The 20,489-nt window shown below is 48.8% G+C and carries 20 protein-coding genes; 17 read left to right on the top strand and 3 right to left on the bottom strand.

What is annotated here, in order from left to right; all coding sequences use genetic code 11:
- Positions 1-502: 23S rRNA (guanine(1835)-N(2))-methyltransferase RlmG (locus ACFFJP_RS11410; RefSeq protein ID WP_512700576.1), on the bottom strand; the 502-nt coding region annotated here is incomplete at its 3' end.
- A 33-nt stretch (positions 503-535) separates the two neighbouring features.
- Between ACFFJP_RS11410 and ACFFJP_RS11405 the strand changes: the two genes are divergently transcribed.
- The 14 genes from ACFFJP_RS11405 (at position 536) to ACFFJP_RS11340 (ending at position 15,235) form a co-directional block, all read left to right on the top strand.
- A complete protein-coding gene (locus ACFFJP_RS11405) occupies positions 536-1,174 on the top strand; it encodes an alpha-ketoglutarate-dependent dioxygenase AlkB family protein (protein WP_377243765.1) in 639 nt (212 codons plus the stop codon).
- Between the two features lie 129 nt (positions 1,175-1,303).
- Positions 1,304-1,639: a BolA family protein gene (locus ACFFJP_RS11400; protein WP_377243762.1), complete on the top strand. Its 336-nt coding sequence runs from the start codon at positions 1,304-1,306 to the stop codon at positions 1,637-1,639.
- Between the two features lie 130 nt (positions 1,640-1,769).
- Positions 1,770-2,960 (top strand): enoyl-ACP reductase FabV, encoded by a 1,191-nt coding sequence (fabV, locus tag ACFFJP_RS11395; protein ID WP_377243759.1) that lies wholly within the window; start codon positions 1,770-1,772, stop codon positions 2,958-2,960.
- A 340-nt stretch (positions 2,961-3,300) separates the two neighbouring features.
- A complete protein-coding gene (locus ACFFJP_RS11390) occupies positions 3,301-4,641 on the top strand; it encodes a Na(+)-translocating NADH-quinone reductase subunit A (protein ID WP_377243756.1) in 1,341 nt (446 codons plus the stop codon).
- Between the two features lies 1 nt (position 4,642).
- Positions 4,643-5,848: an NADH:ubiquinone reductase (Na(+)-transporting) subunit B gene (locus ACFFJP_RS11385; protein WP_377243753.1), complete on the top strand. Its 1,206-nt coding sequence runs from the start codon at positions 4,643-4,645 to the stop codon at positions 5,846-5,848.
- Positions 5,841-6,629: a Na(+)-translocating NADH-quinone reductase subunit C gene (locus tag ACFFJP_RS11380; protein ID WP_377243750.1), complete on the top strand. Its 789-nt coding sequence runs from the start codon at positions 5,841-5,843 to the stop codon at positions 6,627-6,629. Before ACFFJP_RS11385 ends, ACFFJP_RS11380 begins: the two co-directional genes overlap by 8 nt.
- Positions 6,622-7,251 carry an NADH:ubiquinone reductase (Na(+)-transporting) subunit D gene (locus ACFFJP_RS11375; protein WP_377243747.1) on the top strand — a complete coding sequence of 210 codons (630 nt, stop codon included), beginning with the start codon at positions 6,622-6,624 and terminating at the stop codon, positions 7,249-7,251. The genes ACFFJP_RS11380 and ACFFJP_RS11375 overlap by 8 nt, the downstream gene beginning before the upstream one ends.
- A 10-nt stretch (positions 7,252-7,261) precedes the next feature.
- Positions 7,262-7,870: an NADH:ubiquinone reductase (Na(+)-transporting) subunit E gene (nqrE, locus tag ACFFJP_RS11370; RefSeq protein WP_377243744.1), complete on the top strand. Its 609-nt coding sequence runs from the start codon at positions 7,262-7,264 to the stop codon at positions 7,868-7,870.
- A 25-nt stretch (positions 7,871-7,895) separates the two neighbouring features.
- Entirely contained in the window at positions 7,896-9,128 is a 1,233-nt protein-coding gene (gene nqrF, locus ACFFJP_RS11365; RefSeq protein ID WP_377243741.1) for an NADH:ubiquinone reductase (Na(+)-transporting) subunit F, read from the top strand.
- 244 nt (positions 9,129-9,372) lie between these two features.
- Positions 9,373-9,585, top strand: a complete 213-nt coding sequence (gene nqrM / locus ACFFJP_RS11360; protein ID WP_208931673.1) for a (Na+)-NQR maturation NqrM — start codon at positions 9,373-9,375, stop codon at positions 9,583-9,585.
- A 37-nt stretch (positions 9,586-9,622) separates the two neighbouring features.
- On the top strand, positions 9,623-11,161 hold the full coding sequence (locus ACFFJP_RS11355) for a M17 family metallopeptidase (RefSeq protein ID WP_377243738.1): 1,539 nt from the start codon (positions 9,623-9,625) through the stop codon (positions 11,159-11,161).
- 190 nt (positions 11,162-11,351) lie between these two features.
- Positions 11,352-13,955, top strand: a complete 2,604-nt coding sequence (locus ACFFJP_RS11350) for an ATP-binding protein (protein ID WP_377243735.1) — start codon at positions 11,352-11,354, stop codon at positions 13,953-13,955.
- A gap of 16 nt (positions 13,956-13,971) precedes the next feature.
- The gene (locus ACFFJP_RS11345) at positions 13,972-14,409 is read left to right on the top strand and encodes an HIT domain-containing protein (protein ID WP_377243732.1); all 438 of its coding nucleotides are present in this window, start codon (positions 13,972-13,974) and stop codon (positions 14,407-14,409) included.
- Positions 14,396-15,235 (top strand): HDOD domain-containing protein, encoded by an 840-nt coding sequence (locus ACFFJP_RS11340; RefSeq protein WP_377243728.1) that lies wholly within the window; start codon positions 14,396-14,398, stop codon positions 15,233-15,235. Before ACFFJP_RS11345 ends, ACFFJP_RS11340 begins: the two co-directional genes overlap by 14 nt.
- Positions 15,236-15,283: 48 nt before the next feature.
- Here ACFFJP_RS11340 and ACFFJP_RS11335 read toward each other — a convergent pair whose 3' ends face one another.
- Both ACFFJP_RS11335 and ACFFJP_RS11330 read right to left on the bottom strand, forming a co-directional pair.
- A complete protein-coding gene (locus ACFFJP_RS11335) occupies positions 15,284-16,189 on the bottom strand; it encodes a recombination-associated protein RdgC (protein WP_377243725.1) in 906 nt (301 codons plus the stop codon).
- Positions 16,190-16,291: 102 nt separating this feature from the next.
- Positions 16,292-18,034, bottom strand: a complete 1,743-nt coding sequence (locus ACFFJP_RS11330) for a sensor histidine kinase (RefSeq protein WP_377243722.1) — start codon at positions 18,032-18,034, stop codon at positions 16,292-16,294.
- 329 nt (positions 18,035-18,363) lie between these two features.
- Between ACFFJP_RS11330 and ACFFJP_RS11325 the strand changes: the two genes are divergently transcribed.
- The 3 genes from ACFFJP_RS11325 to ACFFJP_RS11315 are packed head-to-tail and all read left to right on the top strand — an operon-like array spanning position 18,364 to position 20,311.
- A complete protein-coding gene (locus ACFFJP_RS11325; RefSeq protein WP_377243719.1) occupies positions 18,364-18,729 on the top strand; it encodes a response regulator in 366 nt (121 codons plus the stop codon).
- Entirely contained in the window at positions 18,726-19,340 is a 615-nt protein-coding gene (locus tag ACFFJP_RS11320) for a chemotaxis protein (protein ID WP_377243716.1), read from the top strand. Before ACFFJP_RS11325 ends, ACFFJP_RS11320 begins: the two co-directional genes overlap by 4 nt.
- Entirely contained in the window at positions 19,340-20,311 is a 972-nt protein-coding gene (locus ACFFJP_RS11315; RefSeq protein ID WP_377243713.1) for a sensor domain-containing diguanylate cyclase, read from the top strand. Before ACFFJP_RS11320 ends, ACFFJP_RS11315 begins: the two co-directional genes overlap by 1 nt.
- Positions 20,312-20,489: the final 178 nt, after the last annotated feature.

Below are 20,489 nucleotides of genomic sequence, written 5' to 3'. Positions count from 1 at the left end.
CCGTTAAAGAAGCGCTGACCGGGCCAATTTCTTCAGCAAAAATTTGTAGCAGATTGGCGTGAATGTCTTTTGCTTTTGCCGCAGCAATTAACGATGCGCCATCCGGCAGCTGTTGCTTAATTTGTCGTAACTGATAACGCAGAAAACTATGGTTACCTGGCAGTTTTAATAGCACCGCGGCAAAGGCCGGACAAGGCTCGGTGCTGGCAATTTGCGTTACAGCTGTCAGACCATTTTGCTGCAGATTGTGTTGGGTCGCGAGCTGACTTAAATAAGAATCGGACCATTGCACTGGTTGCCAGGCGTGCAGCGCACAGGCAAGAGTGCCGAACAAATCGTTCACCAGCAGCAAGGGGACTTGATGGTGCGGCAGTTGTTGCTGTGCATAACGTATCAGCAACTCGTCGGCAGCATCCCAGGCCTGCAGGCTGCGGGTTTTCTGCTCAGGCGGATAACGATCCAGCTGCAGTTGGATCTGGTCTAAGGTAAATTGGCTGGACATAAGCTGGTTCGGCAGAAATAAAGGGCAGTTATTTTGACAGAAGCGCAGACAAGTCACAACGAAAGTCCGGTCATTCCGCTGCAAAGCAATTTGTTGCAGCGCTATTTTCTGCCAGACGCTGAGATATGGCTGCTTCCCGGTTTTTTATCTGCCACAGAGTCGACGCAGCTACAGCAACAGTTGCGTGAGCTCAGCTGGCAGCAACCACAGATCAAGTTATATGGCCGATCAGTCGCTATCCCACGTCGGCAGATCTGGATGGGAGACGCACATTGCAGTTACCGTTATTCTGGGGTGACATTTTATCCGCAAGCCTGGCAAGCCGGGCTTGATGGATTGTGTCAGCGCCTGACCCGCCAGACAGGACACCCACTGAATGCGGTGCTGTTGAATCACTATCAGCATGGTGAGCATCATATGGGTTGGCATAGTGATGATGAGCCTGAGCTGGGCGATGAACCGGTGATTTTATCGCTGAGTCTTGGCCAGACGCGTCGCTTTGATTTACGGCATAAACGGCTCAATAGCCAGTTGTCTATTGAACTGAACGATGGCGATTTGCTGGTGATGGCGGGCGCTTGTCAGCGGCACTGGCAACACCGGGTGCCAAAGCAAACCCGGTTGGATGCTGAGCGCTTTAATCTGACCTTCCGTTATTTGCCACAGCGTTGATGCAGCGAAGCGGCAATAATCAAGCTGGAATCTTTATCTTTTTTTGCAGCTGTTTAGCTACAGACAAGGCAAAATGCACTGGCTAAAGTGAGTTATGAGTATTAATGCTGAACGAAGGAGCAGACAATCATGTTGATCCATACGTCTATCGAACAGAAATTGTTGCATGCCTTCCAACCTGTATTTCTGGATGTCATCAACGAAAGTCACATGCACAGTGTTGCACCGGGCTCTGAATCCCATTTTAAAGTTGTGATTGTCACGCCGTTATTTGATGGGATGCGGCTGTTGCAGCGGCATCGAGCGGTGAATGCAGTCGTGGCAGAAGAATTGGCAGAAAAAATCCATGCACTTGCCTTGCATACATATACACCCAGCGAATGGTACGAGTATTACGCGGAGAAGCCGCCTGCCTCACCAAAATGCTTTGGCGGTTCTAAAAAAGCAGAGAAGACCGCGAACTGAGTGATTCTCTCGCTCGATATATTGGTACGATCGCCGGCATTAGCCGCTTTATTTAAGCTGATCAGACCTGTTACGGCGGTGAGTGTTTTACACTAACCGCGGTTTCTGTCATCACACAGGTTAATTTTTTATGGTTATTCAACCGAAAATCCGTGGTTTTATCTGTACCAATGCGCACCCGGTGGGCTGTGCTGAACATGTTCATGAGCAAATCGGCTACGTCAAACAACATGGTACCGTCGCTAACGGTCCAAAAAATGTATTGGTGATTGGCGCTTCAACGGGATATGGCCTGGCCTCGCGTATCACTGCGGCATTTGGTTCTGGCGCTAAGACTTTGGGTATTTTCTTTGAAAAAGAAGCGACAGAAGGCAAAACCGGATCTGCTGGCTGGTATAACACTGCCGCTTTTGAAGCCGCAGCGAATGCTGAAGGATTGTGGAACAAACACCTGAATGGTGATGCTTTTACCGATGAGATGAAATCTCAGGCCATTTCTCTGATCCGCGCTGAAATGGGCAAAATCGATTTAGTCGTTTACAGTCTGGCTGCTCCTCGACGCAAAGATCCAGTGACTGGCGAGATTTACAGTTCAGTATTAAAACCAATCCAGAACGCTTACACGGCAAAAACGCTTAACACCAGCAAGCGCGAGATTGAAGAAGTGTCGGTAGAACCGGCCAATGAAGACGAGATTTTTAACACGGTCAAAGTGATGGGCGGGGAAGACTGGGAACGTTGGTTAGACCAGCTGCATGCCGCCGGCGTATTGGCTGAAAATGTCCAGACGGTTGCGTACACCTACATTGGTAAAGAACTGACCTGGCCGATTTATGGTAAAGCAACTATCGGTCGCGCCAAAGAAGATCTGGACCGGGCAGCATCTGCGATCAGCTCTAAGCTGGCAGGGCAGGGTGGTCATGCCTATGTTGCGTCTTTAAAAGCGCTGGTAACGCAAGCCAGTTCTGCTATTCCAATCATGCCACTGTATATCTCATTACTGTACCGTGTGATGAAAGCAGAAGGCACCCATGAAGGTTGCATTGAACAAATTTACGGCCTGTTCCAGCAGTGTTTGTACAACCCGGCGCGCGTGCTGGATGAAGGTGGTCGTTTGCGGATGGACGGTAAAGAGCTGTCTGACCATGTTCAGGCTGAAGTAACGGCATTATGGCAACAGGTTGAAACGGCGAATATCGACGAGTTGACCGATTACAAAGGCTACCATCAGGAGTTTCTGCGTCTGTTTGGCTTCGGTTATAGCCATGTCGACTACGAAGCTGATGTTTCTCCGATGGTGACACTGGCGAATTTAGCTTAAGATAATAAAGCCGCCTTTCTGGCGGCTTTTGTTTGAACGTAGGACGAAGGGGACAGCCTCCAAGGCAACAACAGGAAAACCGCTGAATTTCAGCGAATTTGTGCAGATTATGCGCAATATATTCAAAGTTGACTACACTTGCCGACAGTCGCTGTCCTGGCTGCATAAAAGTGTTATTTATCATAGCTGGTCTGTGGGTTTAGTGCTAAAATCCGCCGCTATGTACGTGTATCTGTTGAAATCTGGTTAAAATTCAGCCAGCTTTCGCCAGGTGCGCTGCGAGGCGAGCAGCCGTAAAAACCAGGCCCTGTTTCTTCCCGTTAAAGTAGTGCAAGTACGTATGATTAAAATTAAAAAAGGATTGGACATTCCCCTGTCGGGCAGTCCTAAACAAGTGATCCATGACGGTCCTGCCGTCAAAACGGTCGCGTTGCTGGGTGAAGAGTATGTCGGTATGCGTCCTACAATGCTGGTTGAGGTTGGGGATAAAGTAAAAAAAGGTCAGGGTCTTTTTGAAGACAAAAAAAATCCTGGCGTAAAATTTACTGCCGCTATCTCCGGGACCGTAACTGCGATTAACCGTGGCGCCAAACGTGTGCTGCAATCCGTTGTGATTGAAGCTGACGGCTCAAACGAGGCGGTGCAATTCCAGAAATTTGATGCTGCGGCATTAAACAGCCTTGATGCTGGTGTTGTGAAACAGCAGATCCTGGATTCTGGATTGTGGACAGCGTTTCGTACGCGGCCTTTCAGTGCCATTCCAGCAATTGACAGTACGCCACGGGCGATTTTTGTTACGGCAATTGATACCAACCCGTTAGCCGCTGATCCTGCGGTCGTCATCGCTGCTGCTGCAGCGGACTTCCAGCATGGTCTGACTGTGCTGAGCAAACTGACCACTAATAAGGTTTACGTTTGTAAAGCAGCTGGCGCCAATGTGCCGGTAGCTGGCCAGGTTCAGGTCGAAGAATTCGCTGGTCCACATCCGGCAGGTTTGCCAGGCACACACATCCATTTCCTTGAGCCGGTTTCACTGACCAAAGTGGTCTGGCATATCAATTATCAGGACGTGATTGCACTCGGCAAACTGTTCACTACAGGTGAATACCACGCTGAACGTGTTATTTCATTGGCTGGTCCTGTCGTGAAAAATCCACGTTTGATCAAAACTGTGCTGGGTGCTTCAATCCCAACCTTGATCGAAGGTGAGCTGAACGACGGTTCGAATCGTATCATCTCAGGCTCAGTGCTTGCTGGCAGAACTGCTGTTGGTGTGCATGCCTATCTTGGACGATTCCATAATCAAATCTCAGTCCTTGCTGAAGGGTTTGAAAAAGAATTCCTTGGTTGGCTGGCTCCGGGGGCTAGTAAATTCTCGGTTACCCGCGCATACCTGTCTCATCTGAGCCCTAAACGTCTGTTCAACATGACAACTACAACAAACGGTTCTGACCGTGCCATGGTGCCGATTGGTAACTATGAGCGCGTGATGCCATTGGATATTCTGCCAACGCTGTTACTGCGTGACTTGTTGGTTGGCGATTCCGATGGTGCTGTAACGTTAGGTTGTTTAGAACTGGATGAAGAAGATCTGGCGCTTTGTACCTTTGTCTGCCCTGGTAAGTACGACTATGGCGTGGCACTGCGAAATGCGCTGACGACCATCCAGAAGGAAGGTTAAGATGAGTTTGAAGCATTATATTGAAAACCTTGAGCCGCATTTTGAAAAAGGCGGCAAACATGAAAAGTGGTATGCGCTTTATGAAGCAGTTGCCACTATTCTGTACACTCCAGGCAAAGTAACCAAATCTGCAACTCACGTACGCGACAGTATCGATCTGAAACGCATCATGATTTTCGTTTGGTTAATGCTGTTCCCAGCGATGTTCTTCGGTATGTTTAATATCGGCCATCAGGCCGCGTCAGTCTTATCTGAAACTATTAAATTACCCGACACCTGGCAAGTAGGTTTGTTCCACGCCTTTGGCGGCGAACTCACAGCTGACTCAGGCTGGGGCGCAAAAATGTGGTACGGTGCCTGTTGGTTCCTGCCGATTTATGCGGTCGTGTTTTTGGTCGGTGGTTTCTGGGAAGTACTGTTTGCTTCTGTGCGCAAACATGAAATCAACGAAGGTTTCTTCGTCTCTTCTATCCTGTTTGCGCTGATCCTCCCTGCGACAATCCCTCTGTGGCAGGCTGCCCTCGGTATTTCTTTTGGTATTGTTGTGGCCAAAGAAGTCTTTGGTGGTACAGGCCGTAACTTCCTGAACCCAGCACTGGCTGGTCGTGCTTTCCTGTTTTTTGCCTACCCAGCGCAAATTTCCGGTGACAAAGTATGGACAGCTGCTGATGGTTATTCAGGCGCAACTTTGTTATCGCAAGGTGCAAACGGTTCGATCACCGATTGGTCGATCAATCAGCAATGGTGGGATGCGTTTTACGGCTTTATTCCTGGTTCGATTGGCGAAACATCTACATTGGCGTTGATGGTTGGCGGCTTGGCACTGATTTACCTGCGTATTGCGTCATGGCGCATAGTATCCGGCGTGCTGGTGGGTACTATTGTGTTTGCGACCATGTTCAATCTGATCGGTTCTGACACTAACTCGATGTTCGCGATGCCTTGGTACTGGCACGTTGTATTAGGTGGTTTTGCTATTGGTTTGTTTTTCATGGCAACGGACCCGGTATCTGCGTCATTTACCGACACGGGCAAATGGGCCTACGGTATTCTGATCGGTTTCATGGTTGTAATGATTCGTGTGGTGAACCCTGCTTATCCGGAAGGCATGATGCTGGCAATTTTGTTCGCCAACCTGTTTGCGCCTTTGTTTGACTATATGGTCGCGCAATCAAACATTAAGCGGAGGCTGGCTCGTAATGTCTAATAATAACGAAAGCATCGGCAAAACGTTTTTTGTCGTGATTGGCTTGTGTCTGATCTGTGCGATTTTTGTAGCAGCGTCAGCGGTTGGTTTGCGGCCGAAACAAGCAGAAAACAAGTTACTAGATGCACAGAAAAATATTCTGATCGCAACCGGGATGCTAAATGGTGAAGACATCAAAGCACAGTTTGAAAAGCATGTGCAAATCCGTCTGGTCGATTTAGATACTGGTGATTTTGTTGATCAGGATCCACTGTCTTATGATTATCGCAAGATGATGAAGGATCCAGCGGGTAGTATTACTCTGGATGAAAAAGACGATAAAGCTAAGATTAAGACTCGCGCCAAAATAGCACCTGTCTATCTGGCTTTTGCGGACGGTATCGAGTCTAAACAAATCAGTGCCATCGTATTGCCAGTACACGGTTACGGTTTATGGTCAACTATGCATGGTTTTCTGGCGCTGGATAAAGATGGCAATACCATCAAAGGTCTGAACTACTACGAGCACGGTGAAACACCGGGCTTGGGCGCAGAAATTCAGAATCCGAAGTGGGTTGCACAATTTGTCGGTAAGAAACTTGCTGATGAAAACGGTCAGCCTGCGATCAAAATTCTGAAGCCGGGTAACGCGGATCCAGCTTCTGCCTATCAGGTTGATGGCCTTTCAGGTGCCACAATTACAAGCAACGGTGTACAAAATACTTTTGTGTTCTGGTCTGGAGCTAAAGGTTTTGCCCCATTCCTGACTAAAGTGCGTCAAGGAGCATTAAACAATGGCTAGTGCTAAAGAGATGAAATCACTGGTTTTTGGACCAGTGTTCGCCAACAACCCTATCGCATTACAAGTTCTTGGCATTTGTTCTGCGTTAGCAGTGACGACCAAGCTTGATAAAGCACTGGTAATGGGTGTTGCTCTGATGTTGGTAACGGCGTTTTCCAGCATGTTTATCTCAATGATCCGCAACCATATCCCATCAAGCGTACGGATTATCGTGCAGATGACGATCATTGCGTCACTGGTAATCGTAGTTGACCAAATCCTTAAAGCCTATGCATATAACGTTGCAAAAGAGCTGTCGGTTTTCGTCGGTCTGATTATTACGAACTGTATCGTTATGGGCCGTGCCGAAGCTTATGCCATGAAGAGCCCTCCACTGATGTCATTCTTAGATGGTATCGGTAATGGCTTAGGCTACACCGTGCTGTTGGTGATTGTGGCTGTAGTTCGCGAACTGTTTGGTTCTGGCACATTACTGGGTGTTGAAATTCTGCCACTGGTTAGTGCTGGCGGTTGGTACGTACCAAACGGTCTGCTGTTAATGCCACCAAGTGCATTCTTCATCATTGGCCTGTTAATTTGGGCCCTGCGGACCTGGCGTCCAGAGCAGCAAGAACAGCACTAAGGAGTAGCAGATGGAACATTATTTGAGTTTGTTTGTACGTGCTGTTTTTGTTGAAAACATGGCACTGTCGTTTTTCCTTGGGATGTGTACTTTTATTGCAATTTCCAAACAAGTCAAAACGGCGTTTAGCTTAGGTGTTGCAGTCACAGTGGTACTGGCATTGTCAGTACCGTTGAATAACATCGTGTTTAAGCAGTTTTTGGCGCCGGGTGCATTAGATTGGGCCGGTTTTCCGGATACAGACTTAAGCTTCCTTGGCTTCATTGCATACATTGGTGTAATTGCAGGTTTGGTTCAGGTGCTGGAAATGTTCCTGGACAAGTATGTACCGGCGCTTTACAACGCCTTAGGTATCTTCCTGCCGTTGATCACGGTGAACTGTGCAATTTTCGGTGCGGTAGCGTTTATGGTTGAACGTGACTATACGCTTGCTGAAAGTACAGTTTTTGGTCTGGGTAGTGGTATCGGCTGGACAATGGCGATCACTGTTATGGCTGCAGTCAGTGAAAAACTGAAATATGCCGACGTGCCGCTGGCTTTACGTGGTCTGGGTTCACGCTTTTTCATGGTGGGTCTGATGAGTCTGGGTTTCCTGTCGTTCTCAGGCGTATCCCTGTAAGCATCGGTAGTAGAAGGAAAAAACAATGCAATATACTGAGATTTATCTTGGTGTTGGTATGTTCACCTTGCTGGTTGTCGCACTGGTCGTGATGATCCTGGTGGCGAAAGCCAAACTGGTTTCAGCCGGTGAAGTGACAATCAATATCAATGGCGATGCCAGCAAAGCGCTGAAAGTCAGTGCTGGTGGCAAACTGCTCAGCGTGCTGGCAGATCGGGGGATCTTCCTGTCGTCAGCTTGTGGCGGTGGTGGTTCTTGTGGTCAGTGTCGTGTGCACGTTCACGCCGGTGGCGGTGATGTGTTACCAGTCGAATTTGGTCACCTGACTAAAGGCGAACGCCGCGAAGGTTGTCGTCTGGCTTGCCAGGTCAGCGTTAAAACTGACATGGACATCGAAGTTGAGGCTGAGATCTTTGGTATCAAAAAATGGGCTTGTACGGTTATCTCTAATGATAACAAAGCCACTTTTATCAAAGAACTGAAGCTGCAAATCCCGGATGGTGAATCAGTGCCTTTCCGTGCCGGTGGTTACATTCAGATTGAAGCACCAGCTCACCACGTCAAATATGCAGATTTTGATATTCCTGCAGAGTACCGCGGTGATTGGGAACGTTTCAAATTCTTCACGCTGGAGTCCAAAGTAGACGAGCCGACGATTCGTGCTTACTCAATGGCGAACTACCCGGAAGAAGAAGGCATTATCATGCTGAACGTGCGGATCGCTTCTCCGCCACCAAATAACCTGACTTTACCTTGCGGTAAAATGTCATCGTATATCTGGAGCCTGAAAGGTGGCGAGAAAGTCACAATTTCTGGTCCTTTTGGTGAGTTCTTCGCTAAAGATACCGATGCTGAGATGGTATTTATCGGTGGTGGTGCAGGTATGGCGCCAATGCGTTCGCACATTTTCGACCAGCTGCGCCGGCTGAAATCGAAGCGCAAAATGTCATTCTGGTATGGTGCCCGTTCTAAACGCGAAATGTTCTATGTTGAAGACTTCGACATGTTACAGGCCGAGAACGAGAACTTTAAGTGGCACGTTGCGTTGTCTGATCCGCAACCGGAAGACAACTGGACTGGCTACACCGGCTTTATCCATAACGTGATTTTTGAGAACTATCTGAAAAACCACAAAGCACCAGAAGATTGTGAGTTCTACATGTGTGGTCCACCGATGATGAACAAAGCGGTGATCAACATGCTCAAAGACTTAGGTGTAGAAGACGACAACATTCTGTTGGATGACTTCGGCGGTTAAGCTTAGTGAGTTTGAAAAAACCAACCTGCGGGTTGGTTTTTTTATGGCTGAACGATAGGGCAATGTTCAACCCAGTTGGTGCGACAATCTATCTGTATCGGTTCGCGTGCAGGCGCGTCCATGAGCGACAAGTAGTAAAGTGCATCTGGCGTAGTCGGCACGACTAAAATACTGGTAAAATATCAGCCCCTATGTTGGTTTTCGACTAACTTGTTGTTTCACTTCAATGCCTAAAGAGGTTGTCATGGAAGTATTTCTGTTGACGTTCGCTGTGTTGCTAATCGTTGTGCTGGCTATGGCAATTGGTTATATCGTGCAACGTAAAACTATTGCTGGCAGCTGCGGCGGTCTTGATGCGCTTGGCATCGAAAAAGCTTGTGATTGTGAGAATCCGTGTGAAAAACGCCAGGAGCGGATGCGTAAAGAAAAACTCTGGCAAGAAAATAAAATTATCTGATCTCTGCTGGTCTGGCAGCCTTTCCAAGGACTAATCAATGGCTTTTCCAACTCCTGTCGCTGTGTCTTCCCTACAGGCCGCTTCTGCTGCTGACTGGGATGCACTGATTTGTATCGCTGAACATTTCACCCGGTTACCTGACGCCGGGTTGACCGAATTTGTTGCCAGCCACCAGGCTATCGACCAGCGTATTGGTCGTGAAACGGTGACGCTGATTTGCCCGCTGGCCGCCGGTAAGCGGCTGATTCTGGCACCAACGGGTCCATTATTGCGTGATTATGATGATGTACGGTGTTTTGCTGATGTGGCAAAAGTCGCGATCCAACAAGCCAAAGCGGCTGGCGCAGTGCGCCCACTGATTTGGCTGCAGGCACCGGATGATGCGCGTTATGCACAGGCGTTGGAAGTTGCATATCTGGCCGCGGCACAAGCGCTGTGGCAGCCACTGGAAGGGCGTGAAGCACGTGGCGAACAAAATGTAGAACCGGTTCAGCAGATTGGTCTGCTTGGTCTCACTGACGCGCAGGCGGCGTTTCTGGTTGCGACAGAAGCTGGCCGGCGTTTGGCCCGTGACCTCTGTGGTACCGAGCCTGAACGGATGACACCACTGCGTTTTGCCGATTATTGTGTAGATGCATTCCAGCATACCGATGTAAAAGTCAAAGTAGAAACGAATACCGAACAGCTGCTTGCCGACTATCCATTGCTGATGGCCGTTGCCCGCAGCTCTTTGGCTGTAGCACGGCATAAACCGGCCGTGATCCGGTTGGAATATATGCCTGCAGGTGAAGTTACCGAAACACTGTTGTTCGCAGGTAAAGGTTTGGTCTATGACACCGGCGGCGCAGATTTAAAAATCAACGGTGGTATGGCCGGTATGAGTCGCGACAAAGGCGGGGCCGCTGCGGTCGCCGGTTTTATGAAAACTGTCGCACTTTTAAAACCTGCGGGCTTGCGAGTTATCGCTGAGATCGGTGCTGTACGAAACAGTATCGGCTCAGACGCATTTGTCGCCGATGAAATTATTACCAGTCATGCTGGGGTTCGGGTCAGAATTGGCAATACCGATGCCGAAGGTCGACTGGTGCTGGCTGACCTGATGTCACATTTACGTCTTCAGGCTCAACATGCGGTAAACCCAACACTGTTTTCAGTAGCTACTTTAACCGGCCATGCGGCGCGTGCGGTCGGGCCATATACGGCATTGGTCGAAAATGGTGCGGCCCGACAGGCTGGTGTGTCAGCGACTATCGCAGCTGCCGGTGAACTGTGGGGAGATCCGTCTGAATTGTCGTCCAGCCGGCGCGAAGACTTCGCCTTTATTAAAGCCCGTACCTGTGCCGATGATGTGCTGAGCTGCAATAACGCGCCATCATCAGTCACCGCGCGTGGCCACCAGTTCCCGATGGCATTTTTAGTGGTTGCTGCCGGGTTAGACCAGAACTCTGCATTGTCACATGGCTTGCCATATGTGCATATCGATATCGCTGGCAGCGGTGTCGATGGCGGGGATTGGCAGCATGGCAAACCTTCAGCAGCACCGGTAAGCAGTCTTGCTGCAGCCTATTTAAGCTAATCCGCAGTTTTTCGCAGAACCCAGGCCGTCAGGTTAAGTTAAACACTGACGGCTAGCAGCTTTCCATTGAAATTGGTTGTCGGTTGGGTTCTGTCTGTTTATGCTGTAGTCACACCCTCCCTATGGTCAGAGTCAGGTTAATGGACGAATGAGACTCCGCGAAACTCTTGTTATCTATATGTTTCCGTTGATGGTTTTGCCCACATTGGCATTTGGCTATCTGGCATATCGATACAGCGAGTCATCATTTGCCCAGCAGGCGTTCATCAAAGTCGCTCAGCATCTGCAGATCCAGCAAAATAAACTCAACGTCTATCTGCGTAATCACCAGATGCATCTGCAGCATTTAAGTCAGACCGAGACCACGCTGGCATTTTTATCAGAGCAACCCAATGCGGAAAAGTCGCTGGCTACCCAGCTAAAGCACTACCAAAAAGCGTACCCAGACGCTGAGCAGATCAGACTATTGCGCTTAAGCGGTGAATTAGTATTTCAGTCGCCTGTTGCGGCGGGGAGCGCAGTCGCGGCAGGCAGTCGATTCCGAGCCGATTACTTTACGTCGTTGCAGGGCATGATTGAAGATGCCGGTATTTTTATTAGTCGGGAAAATGATCAGCAAGAACTTAAAGTGATCCTTGCTCAAAAAATTTATCAGCTTGCCAGTGATGCGAACGAAATTGACCGGCTTTGGGGTTACTTGGTCGTCAATCTGAACACCGATGCGTTGGATCAGATTGTGCAGAACCGCATGTTACCTTCCAATGTCAATTTGCTCGTCAGCGCCGGTGGCATCATTTCTTATGCAGACAAACCGAATCTGATCGGCAGCGCACTGGCGCCATCCAATTTTTCCCAGGTACAACAATCAGTCGGTGCCGGACAGTTACAGCATATTGTTCTACTTGGTAAACCGATGTTAGTGCTAGGTGCTGAGTTGCCCGGTAATTTCATGTTGGTTAGTGCGGTCGAAGAAACAGAGTTGATGGATGTCTCTGAGTTCTTACCAGTGTTGGTCTTTATACTTAGCATCCTGATTGCCATTGGTTTGCCATTGTTGTGCTACTGGTTGCTCATCAAATACATTTTTGAACCGATCAAAGTGCTGACCGAGGCTAAAACCGCTGTTGGCCGTGGTGATCTCAGTACTTTGCTGACGGTTAAAAAACAAGACGAACTGGGGGACATGTTTGCCGCATTTAATGTCATGGTGCGCCAGCTCAGGGTCTACCGGGAGCGGGAACGGGCTTACAAACAGCAATTGGAAGAAAAAGTACAGAAGCGGACACAGGATCTGGCTCGCGCGAACAGTAATCTTGCCAGCGCTAACCAGCAATTGATCCTGGCCCGCGAATCAGCAGAGCAGGCGAACCGGCTGAAAAGCGTATTCCTCGCCAATATGAGCCACGAGATCCGTACGCCGCTGACGGCGATTATCGGCTTTAGTGAGCAGGCGATTATCGAGCAAGACCATGAGCAAGTAACCGACTATCTAAAGCGTGTTTTGCGCAGCGGCGACCATTTGCTGAAGCTGATCAATGACATCCTCGATCTGTCGAAAATTGAAGCCGATAAGCTCGAGTTGTCCTATGTCCAATTTAACTTTCTTCAGCTTATCGATGATATCTACCAACAAACGAAAAATCAGGCACAGGCCAAGGTGCTGGATTGTGTGCTCGAGCTGAACTATCCGTTACCGGCACAATTGCGAACTGATGAATTACGTTTTCGCCAGGTATTGCTCAATCTGACCAGCAATGCGCTGAAGTTTACGCAGCGCGGCAAAATTATCATCCAGGTCAGTTATCAGTCCGGTGACGAGCTGTTGGTGATCCGTATTAAAGACACTGGAATTGGCATGAGTGCCGAAGAGTTGACCAAGTTGTTTCAGCCTTTCGTGCAAGCTGATGCGACCGTCACGCGAAACTTTGGCGGCACAGGTTTAGGCCTGGTTATTTCGAAAAAACTGATGCAGCAAATGAACGGCGATATCCGGGTAGAAAGCGTCAAAGGACTGGGCAGCTGTTTTGAGATCCTGATGCATTGTGAAACGCAGCAAATTAGCCTGGTCGATCATTTCGAACCGAGTACTAACCCAGATGCAGTGCAACCGGAATCCGATTGTCTGCCGCAACTGAAAATTTTGGTAGCTGAAGACAATACCGACAATCAGCTGTTGGTCGCTGTATTACTTCGTAAGATCAATGCAGATTTTACCATGGTAGCCAATGGCCATCAGGCGGTGCAAAAACTCTTACTGGAAGATTTTGATCTGGTGTTTATGGACATGCAAATGCCGGAGATGGGCGGTGAAGAGGCTACCCGGTTAATCCGCCATGCCGGTATCGATGTGCCAATCATTGCATTGACCGCCAATGTGATGCGGGAAGACCACCAACGCTATCTCGAGGCGGGTTGTCAGGCGTTATTGGGCAAGCCGATAGTGCAGCACGACTTTTATGCGATGATCCGTAACTACACGCGTAAAGCGCAGCAGCTGGAGCAGGATTTAGCCGCTAAACTAGAGCAAGACCCAGCGATTATTGCTCTGAAACAAGATTTTGCCGAACGTCTGCCGGCACAGTTGGCACAACTGGCACAGTTGCAACAAGACAATAATCTGGCGGTATTACAATATGAAGCCCATAGTCTGAAAGGATGTGCCGGCAGTATGGGCTTTCCGGAGATCACTCAGTTGGCGGCTGAGTTGGAATTGTCGGCAAAATCTCAGGACGCTTTGGCCTGCCAGCTGATTATTCAGCGCATGCAGCACCAGCAGTTACAAGCGAACCACTGAAACAATGGAAGGTAGAATGACAGAGCATTTTCAGCTCCATCCGCAGCTGGCTGCTGATTCAGTATGGCTGGCCGATTGGCCTTTATGTCAGGTACGACTGGTGAATGACCAGCAGTATCCCTGGTTTATTTTGGTTCCGCGTCGTGTCGCTGTGCGCGATGTGATCGATCTATCCGAGCTTGACCAAGATCAGTTGTGGCTGGAAAGTCGCACGCTGAGTGTTTACCTCAAAAGTGACTATCAGCCAGACAAGCTAAATCTGGCAGCACTGGGCAATATGGTACCGCAATTACATTTGCACCACATTGCCCGGTTTCAGACCGACAAGAGCTGGCCGGCACCGGTCTGGGGAAAATTTCCGGCGCAACCATACAACCCAACCGATCTGGCCGCATTACAACAAATCTGGTCGGAGCGTTCATCAGCAGCGAGGAATTTATATGTCGGCGGATAATGCATTATTGACGCTTCTGACCGAAAAACTGCGCAATAACGTGCTGGTGTTGCCAACGCTGCCAGAAATCGCTGTGCGGGTTCGCCAGGCGGCAGATGATCCCGACATTAACCTGCATGCGATGGCAGAAGTGATCGCACTGGATCCGGCGCTCGCTGCACGGATGCTGAAGGTCGCCAATAGCGCATTTTTAGGGCGCAGTATCAAGGTTAATACGCTGAATCAGGCGGTGACACGGATCGGGTTGTTTCAGGTCAAAAATATTGCCACGGCGATGGCGCTTGAGCAGTTGTTTGTCAGCCAGCATCCGCAGGTGTTAGAACAAATGGCGGAACTGTGGCGTGATACCATTGAAATTACCTGTATATCGATGGCATGCCTGAAGTTTTATCAACAAAAACATAAGCATACGTCACTGAATATGGACACTATGACGCTTGCCGCGTTGGTGTATCAGATTGGCGCTTTACCGATCCTGACCGAAGCTGAAAAGTATCCGGCGGTATTTGCCGAACCGGCTTATCTACGTCACGCCATCCGCGATTTATCGCCGAAGATTGGTGTAGTGATCCTGGAAAGCTGGTCTTTTGCTGATATTTTTGTCCGGGTGGTTCAGGATTGGGCAGGGTTAGCGGTGACTGACGAGCCTTGTTATACCGATTTTGTCCGGTTGGCGGCTATCACCCGCCAACAATATCCACTGCGCAGCAATGAATCGCAGCTGTTGGACAGTTATTTGCAGCAAGGACTAATTCCAAAGCTAGATTTTATGCAGGAACCACAAGTACAGCAGCACTATCAAGACGCAAAAACGATGTTTATGTGATGGGATCGGCTGTCCGCGTCACCAGACAGCCCGCCCCAATGCTTACCGTTACGCCTTTACCAAAGGCTGAACCTGGTCTTTAAACACTTGCAGGACCTGCGCCAGTTCATTAGCCATCACCAGCAGGTCGGCATCGAGCCGCAATACTAAATCTTCCCAGCCCAGTTCGTCGTTTTTGTTCGCCAGTAACTCTTCGAATTGCAGCTTTTTGATACTGCCATCTTCACAGATCACCAGACTCAATTGCTCCGGCTGCACCAGCTCCAGTTTAGTCACCAGTTTGTCTTCTAAGTGGCTTTGCACTTCATCCGTGGTCAGCACATGGTTGCTGAACCGGACTTTAGCACCTTCTTCATCTGGAGCCTTTAGCTCCGCATCATGACCAAGGCTAAAGCCAGTAGGCAAGGCCTGATTGCTCAGCCACTGCTGCATTGACTGACTGAGCTGATTACTGTCAATCCAAGGCACCGCGGGTAGTGATCCCAGCGCTTTACGCAGCAGTGCCAGCAAATCTTCCGCGCGACTGGCTGAGCTGGTATTGACGATAAACCAGTTGTTTTTGGCGTCATAGATCGCCTGAGTCACAGTCGAACGGCTAAATGCCCGTGGCAATAATGTCTGGATTAGCTCTTCTTTCAACGCCTGTTTTTCTTTGCGGCCCAAAGGCCGGCCTTTTTCAGCTTCCAATGCGTCAATTTTGGGTTGTAGTTCTTCATTGATCACGGCTGCCGGCAACACTTTTTCCTGCCGTTTCAACGCGAATACAAACAAGTGCTCCAGCTGGTGGGCGTAGGATTTAATGCTCGGGTGCAGCGGAAAAGTAAAGCCCAGTTTCAGCGCATCCTGGCCCATACAAGGCGTGAATTTATGTTCAGCCAGCGCTGTATCCAGCTTTTCAATATTGAGGTTTAACGGTTCAGTAATTTGGTATACACGCAGGTTTTTAAACCACATAGTCTGTCAGGTCCGGATCTCAGAAGACGGTCAGTATAACCGGAAAGTCCGGAGCGACAACCGGCAGACAGCACAAAGCGCCGCCGCCGCATTGTCAATTGCTTAACGTTTCAGCACTTTTGGAAAACGGATATGGTAGGCCAGGCCCTGACCTGGTTCACTACGGACCTGAATACTGCCGCCGAGAGTTTGACGTACCAGGTTATAAGTAATGTGCGTACCAAGACCACTGCCGCCCTGGTCACGTTTGGTGGTAAAAAACGGGTGGAATAATTTCTCCAACTGTTCCGGTGTCAGACCTTTACCATTGTCACTGTAATTGATGTCGACGATATTGCCCTCGTCGATCACGGTGATATTGATGTTGCCTTCGTCAATATCTTCAAAGCCATGGATCAGAGAATTCATCAGCAGGTTGGTGAATATCTGCGAAATAGCACCGGCCGGGCAGCTCAGTACCAGATTTTCCGGACAATTCACCTCAATATGATGTTTGGTCTTTTTAAAGTGTGGCTGCAGTGAACGGATAATCTCAGTCAGATAATCCTGCAGCTGAATAGTGCGGATCGCTTCACTGGTCTGATCGACTGCAATTTGTTTGAAACTGGCAATCAGTTCTGAAGCACGCACCAAATTGGTATTCAGTAACTCAGTGCCTTGTTTGGCTTCTTCAATAAAATGTTCCAGCGCTTTAGGCGACAGGCTTTTTTCCTGATATGAATGTTCAAGCGCGGCCAGTTTTTCAGCGAGGAAGCTGGTTGCCGTGACACCAATACCCACCGGCGTATTCACTTCGTGGGTGATACCAGCAACTAAACCACCTAAGGCGGCCATTTTTTCCGACTGTACCAGCCGGTCTTGCGCCTGACGTAAATCGTTAACCAGTTTTTCCAGCTCACTCTGTTTGTTGCGCAGGGCATCTTCAGTGTGGCGGCGACGTTCAATTTCTTCGCGTAGTGCCTGCTGCTTTACCTCGAGCTCTTGCTTTTGTTGTTGCAGATCCATCATTGCCTGACTCAGGCCTGAGGTCTTTCTGGCGACTTCCTGTTCCAAGATCAGATTGTGCTGGTCTAGTTTTTCGTTGCTTTGCAGCAATTGCTTCTGGGTGCTTTCCAGTTGGCCTTTGTAATCCTGAACCCGGGCGATCAGCCGGTTGAAGGCATCGGCCATCACAGCGAGTTCATTGGTGTCGCCATGCTGGATTTCGACCTTGGTATCTTCAAGGTTATCCAGCTCAAGCTCTTCAATCTGCTGGGTTAACTCGGCAAGTGGTAGTGTCAGTTGTTTGCGAAAGGCGATTAAGAACAGAATGATCAAAAAGGTGGTTTTTAACACCGCGTTGCCGATCAGGAAATAAATCCCGACCTTGATCCGGTCCAGTACAATGGTCCGGCTTGAAAACAACGTGACATCACCGACTTGAGTAGCGCGGCCGGAAAATTCAAAAATCAGGGGAAAGGTATAACCAAACAAGCCACTTTGCTGTTCTGTCAGTCGCACCCCCTCTTTGACCAGCTGATTGCTGTAGCGCTCACTGATATCAACATACTGGCCAAGCTGCGTGATCACAGCACCGCTGTCGTCACGCACAATAATGCCTTCAATTGATGGGATGGCTAACAAGCCGTCGGCGATAATCAGCGCCTGTTGAGTATTGAGTTCCCAGATGGCGCGGGTCAGTGAGCCAGAGATGGTCTGTTGTAACGTCGCCAACTCACCATTGATATGATTTTTTGTGTTGAAGTACTCGGCCACGATTTGGCCCAGTGTTACAACAAAGGTCAGGATGAAATAAACTGACAGCACTTTGGTCAGCAGCTTGCGCGAAAGACTTTTTTGTTGCATCTGACATCCTGTGAGTTCTGAACGCGCTGCTGCTTGTCGCAGAGTGCTTACCAGCACATGCTATAAAATTAGCTAAAAAAAACAATAATTAAAATACTTTACTACAGAATTTGTCCCTGTGCGTGCAGGTTACAGTATCAGTCATGCCTGTAGCCGTCTGAAGCAGGCCAACTATAGTCCAAATCAGCCTGTTAAGAGAGCCAGTTATCGGCAAAAAGCTTCAGCTCATTTCACACAGTACGATGATCGGATGTTGCAATCAAAGGGGCAAGTGGTTATATTTTGCCCGTAACTTCAAATAATTATTAGAAATTCAGAGGCAGTTCTGCATGGCTTTGCCAGTCCTGATTTGTGACGATTCAATTTTAGCCCGCAAGCAAGTGAGAAAGAGTCTGCCAGAGTCTTTTGATGCTGAGTTCCAAACTGCCAGTAATGGTCTAGAAGCGCTGGCTGTATTACGCAGCCAGGAAATCGGTTTGGTATTTTTAGATCTGACGATGCCTGAGCTGGATGGTGTGGGTGTGCTTGAGGCGATAAAAGCCGAAGGGATCGACTGTTTTGTTATCGTGATCTCAGCGGACATCCAACCGGAAATGCAAAAGCGGGTAATGGAACTTGGGGCACTGGCGTTTGTACAAAAACCAGTGAACGAAGACAAAATCAATGGCGTACTGAAACAGTATGGTTTCATATGAATAATCTGGGTTTCAGCGAAGAGCAGCGCGATTGCCTGCAGGAAATCATTAACGTGGCGATGGGATTGGCTAGCGATAAGCTAGCGCGATTCCTCAATACTTTCGTTCATTTGCAAGTACCGTCGATAGCCCTTGTTGGCGCCATGCATATTCCGGCTGAGTTTGAAAACCGCTATCAGGATGCTGAAGCTGCGTTGGTCAGTCAGGGCTTTTTTGGTAACGAAGGTGTGCGTGGTGAAGCCATTGTGTTGTATAAGATGGAAAACGCGCACAAAATCTCGACGCTGCTGGGCTATGAGCCGGGGGACGTTTCAGAGATTGAGATGTTGACCGACATCAGCTCAATTTTGACGACGACCTTCTTAAACGGTTTAGCCAGCCAGATTGAAAACAGTTTGTCATATTCTGCACCTAGAATACTGTCTTCACGTCATGGCAATGTCGCTGATGTACTGAAAAATACCTCGTTTCATTGGGAGCATGCGTTGAAAGTAGATATCAGTTATCAGCTGATTGATCATTCTTTTAATTGCGACATGATTCTGTTAATTCCGGGCGAAGCAGTGACCAATATCAAACATATCCTGGATCGGATCCTGGAAGCCTACTGATGTCGCATGCGATGTTAAGCAGTCCTATTCTCGCCGCACTGAACAGCGGCGTGATTGTTGTTGACGATGAATACAATATTCAATATCTGAACGCATTTATTGAACGCCACGGCAACCTGCAGTTGGCCGGCGTGCTCGGAAAGTCCCTGTTTAGCGTGTTCGCTGATTTACCGGAAGCTTGGCTCAAACGTAAGTTGATGAGCGTGCTGGATTTAAAAACACCGGCTTTTAGCAGCTGGGAGCAGCGTCAGTATATTTTTAAATTGCCGCATCTGCGGCCTATCACCAGCAGCAGCCAGTACATGGCGCAGAATTGCACCATGCTACCGCTGGAAACCGGCCAACACGAGCAGCCACTGATTTGTATCCTGATTGAAGATGCCACCGATGCATTTGTTTATCAGCAGCATCTGAGCCGCACACTGATTGAACTGGAAAAAGCTAACCGGCAGGATGGCCTGACGAAAGTACAGAACCGCCGGTACTGGGAAGAGCAGCTGAAGCAGGAAATACATCGTGCGCAGCGTTACCAGCATTCACTGAGTCTGATTTTGTTTGATTTGGATAAATTCAAAGATCTGAACGACAAATATGGTCATTTGGGCGGTGATTTTGTCTTAGTTGAGTTGTCATCTTTTATCAGCAGCCTGTTACGTGACTCAGATTTGTTTGGTCGCTACGGTGGCGAGGAGTTTGGCATTATCCTGCCAGATACTGGTCTGGACGGGGCGGAAGAAGTCGCTGAGCGGATTTGCCGGGCCGTTGCTGACTATCCGATGTTGTTTAATCAGCAGACCATCCGTACCACACTCAGCATCGGCGTTGCTGAATTTGTGCCGAAGCAACATTTCCTGCATGATGATCTGATTCGTTGCGCCGACATGGCGTTATATAATGCGAAACGTTCAGGCCGGAATCGGGTATGCTGTTATCAGGCCGGTGAGACCGACTATCACAAGAAGGCAAACTAACAATATTTTGAACATATAGATTGACAGACGTCTAAAACAATGCGCATATAAGACGCATGAAATATACAAAAAATATCAATACAACCACCACGATTATTACCACCAGCCCTGCGGGGTAGGAGGTCGGCGGCGTATTGTCTTGATAAAAGGCCCGTGACCTCAACAGTCACGGGCCTTT

Source organism: Rheinheimera tilapiae, assembly GCF_042432165.1.
Taxonomy (GTDB): Bacteria; Pseudomonadota; Gammaproteobacteria; order Enterobacterales; family Alteromonadaceae; genus Pararheinheimera; species Pararheinheimera tilapiae.
Note: the sequence above shows the minus strand (reverse complement) of the source record. Positions and strands in the feature narration are given on the sequence as shown.

Bases quoted from the DNA above. Each gene is read 5' to 3' on its own strand.
- ACFFJP_RS11400 (WP_377243762.1), top strand. From the start codon at position 1,304: ATGTTGATCCATACGTCTATCGAACAGAAATTGTTGCATGCCTTCCAA.
- fabV (WP_377243759.1), top strand. From the start codon at position 1,770: ATGGTTATTCAACCGAAAATCCGTGGTTTTATCTGTACCAATGCGCAC.
- ACFFJP_RS11390 (WP_377243756.1), top strand. From the start codon at position 3,301: ATGATTAAAATTAAAAAAGGATTGGACATTCCCCTGTCGGGCAGTCCT.
- ACFFJP_RS11385 (WP_377243753.1), top strand. From the start codon at position 4,643: ATGAGTTTGAAGCATTATATTGAAAACCTTGAGCCGCATTTTGAAAAA.
- ACFFJP_RS11380 (WP_377243750.1), top strand. From the start codon at position 5,841: ATGTCTAATAATAACGAAAGCATCGGCAAAACGTTTTTTGTCGTGATT.
- ACFFJP_RS11375 (WP_377243747.1), top strand. From the start codon at position 6,622: ATGGCTAGTGCTAAAGAGATGAAATCACTGGTTTTTGGACCAGTGTTC.
- nqrE (WP_377243744.1), top strand. From the start codon at position 7,262: ATGGAACATTATTTGAGTTTGTTTGTACGTGCTGTTTTTGTTGAAAAC.
- nqrF (WP_377243741.1), top strand. From the start codon at position 7,896: ATGCAATATACTGAGATTTATCTTGGTGTTGGTATGTTCACCTTGCTG.
- nqrM (WP_208931673.1), top strand. From the start codon at position 9,373: ATGGAAGTATTTCTGTTGACGTTCGCTGTGTTGCTAATCGTTGTGCTG.
- ACFFJP_RS11355 (WP_377243738.1), top strand. From the start codon at position 9,623: ATGGCTTTTCCAACTCCTGTCGCTGTGTCTTCCCTACAGGCCGCTTCT.
- ACFFJP_RS11350 (WP_377243735.1), top strand. From the start codon at position 11,352: ATGGTTTTGCCCACATTGGCATTTGGCTATCTGGCATATCGATACAGC.
- ACFFJP_RS11345 (WP_377243732.1), top strand. From the start codon at position 13,972: ATGACAGAGCATTTTCAGCTCCATCCGCAGCTGGCTGCTGATTCAGTA.
- ACFFJP_RS11340 (WP_377243728.1), top strand. From the start codon at position 14,396: ATGTCGGCGGATAATGCATTATTGACGCTTCTGACCGAAAAACTGCGC.
- ACFFJP_RS11335 (WP_377243725.1), bottom strand. From the start codon at position 16,189: ATGTGGTTTAAAAACCTGCGTGTATACCAAATTACTGAACCGTTAAAC.
- ACFFJP_RS11330 (WP_377243722.1), bottom strand. From the start codon at position 18,034: ATGCAACAAAAAAGTCTTTCGCGCAAGCTGCTGACCAAAGTGCTGTCA.
- ACFFJP_RS11325 (WP_377243719.1), top strand. From the start codon at position 18,364: ATGGCTTTGCCAGTCCTGATTTGTGACGATTCAATTTTAGCCCGCAAG.
- ACFFJP_RS11320 (WP_377243716.1), top strand. From the start codon at position 18,726: ATGAATAATCTGGGTTTCAGCGAAGAGCAGCGCGATTGCCTGCAGGAA.
- ACFFJP_RS11315 (WP_377243713.1), top strand. From the start codon at position 19,340: ATGTCGCATGCGATGTTAAGCAGTCCTATTCTCGCCGCACTGAACAGC.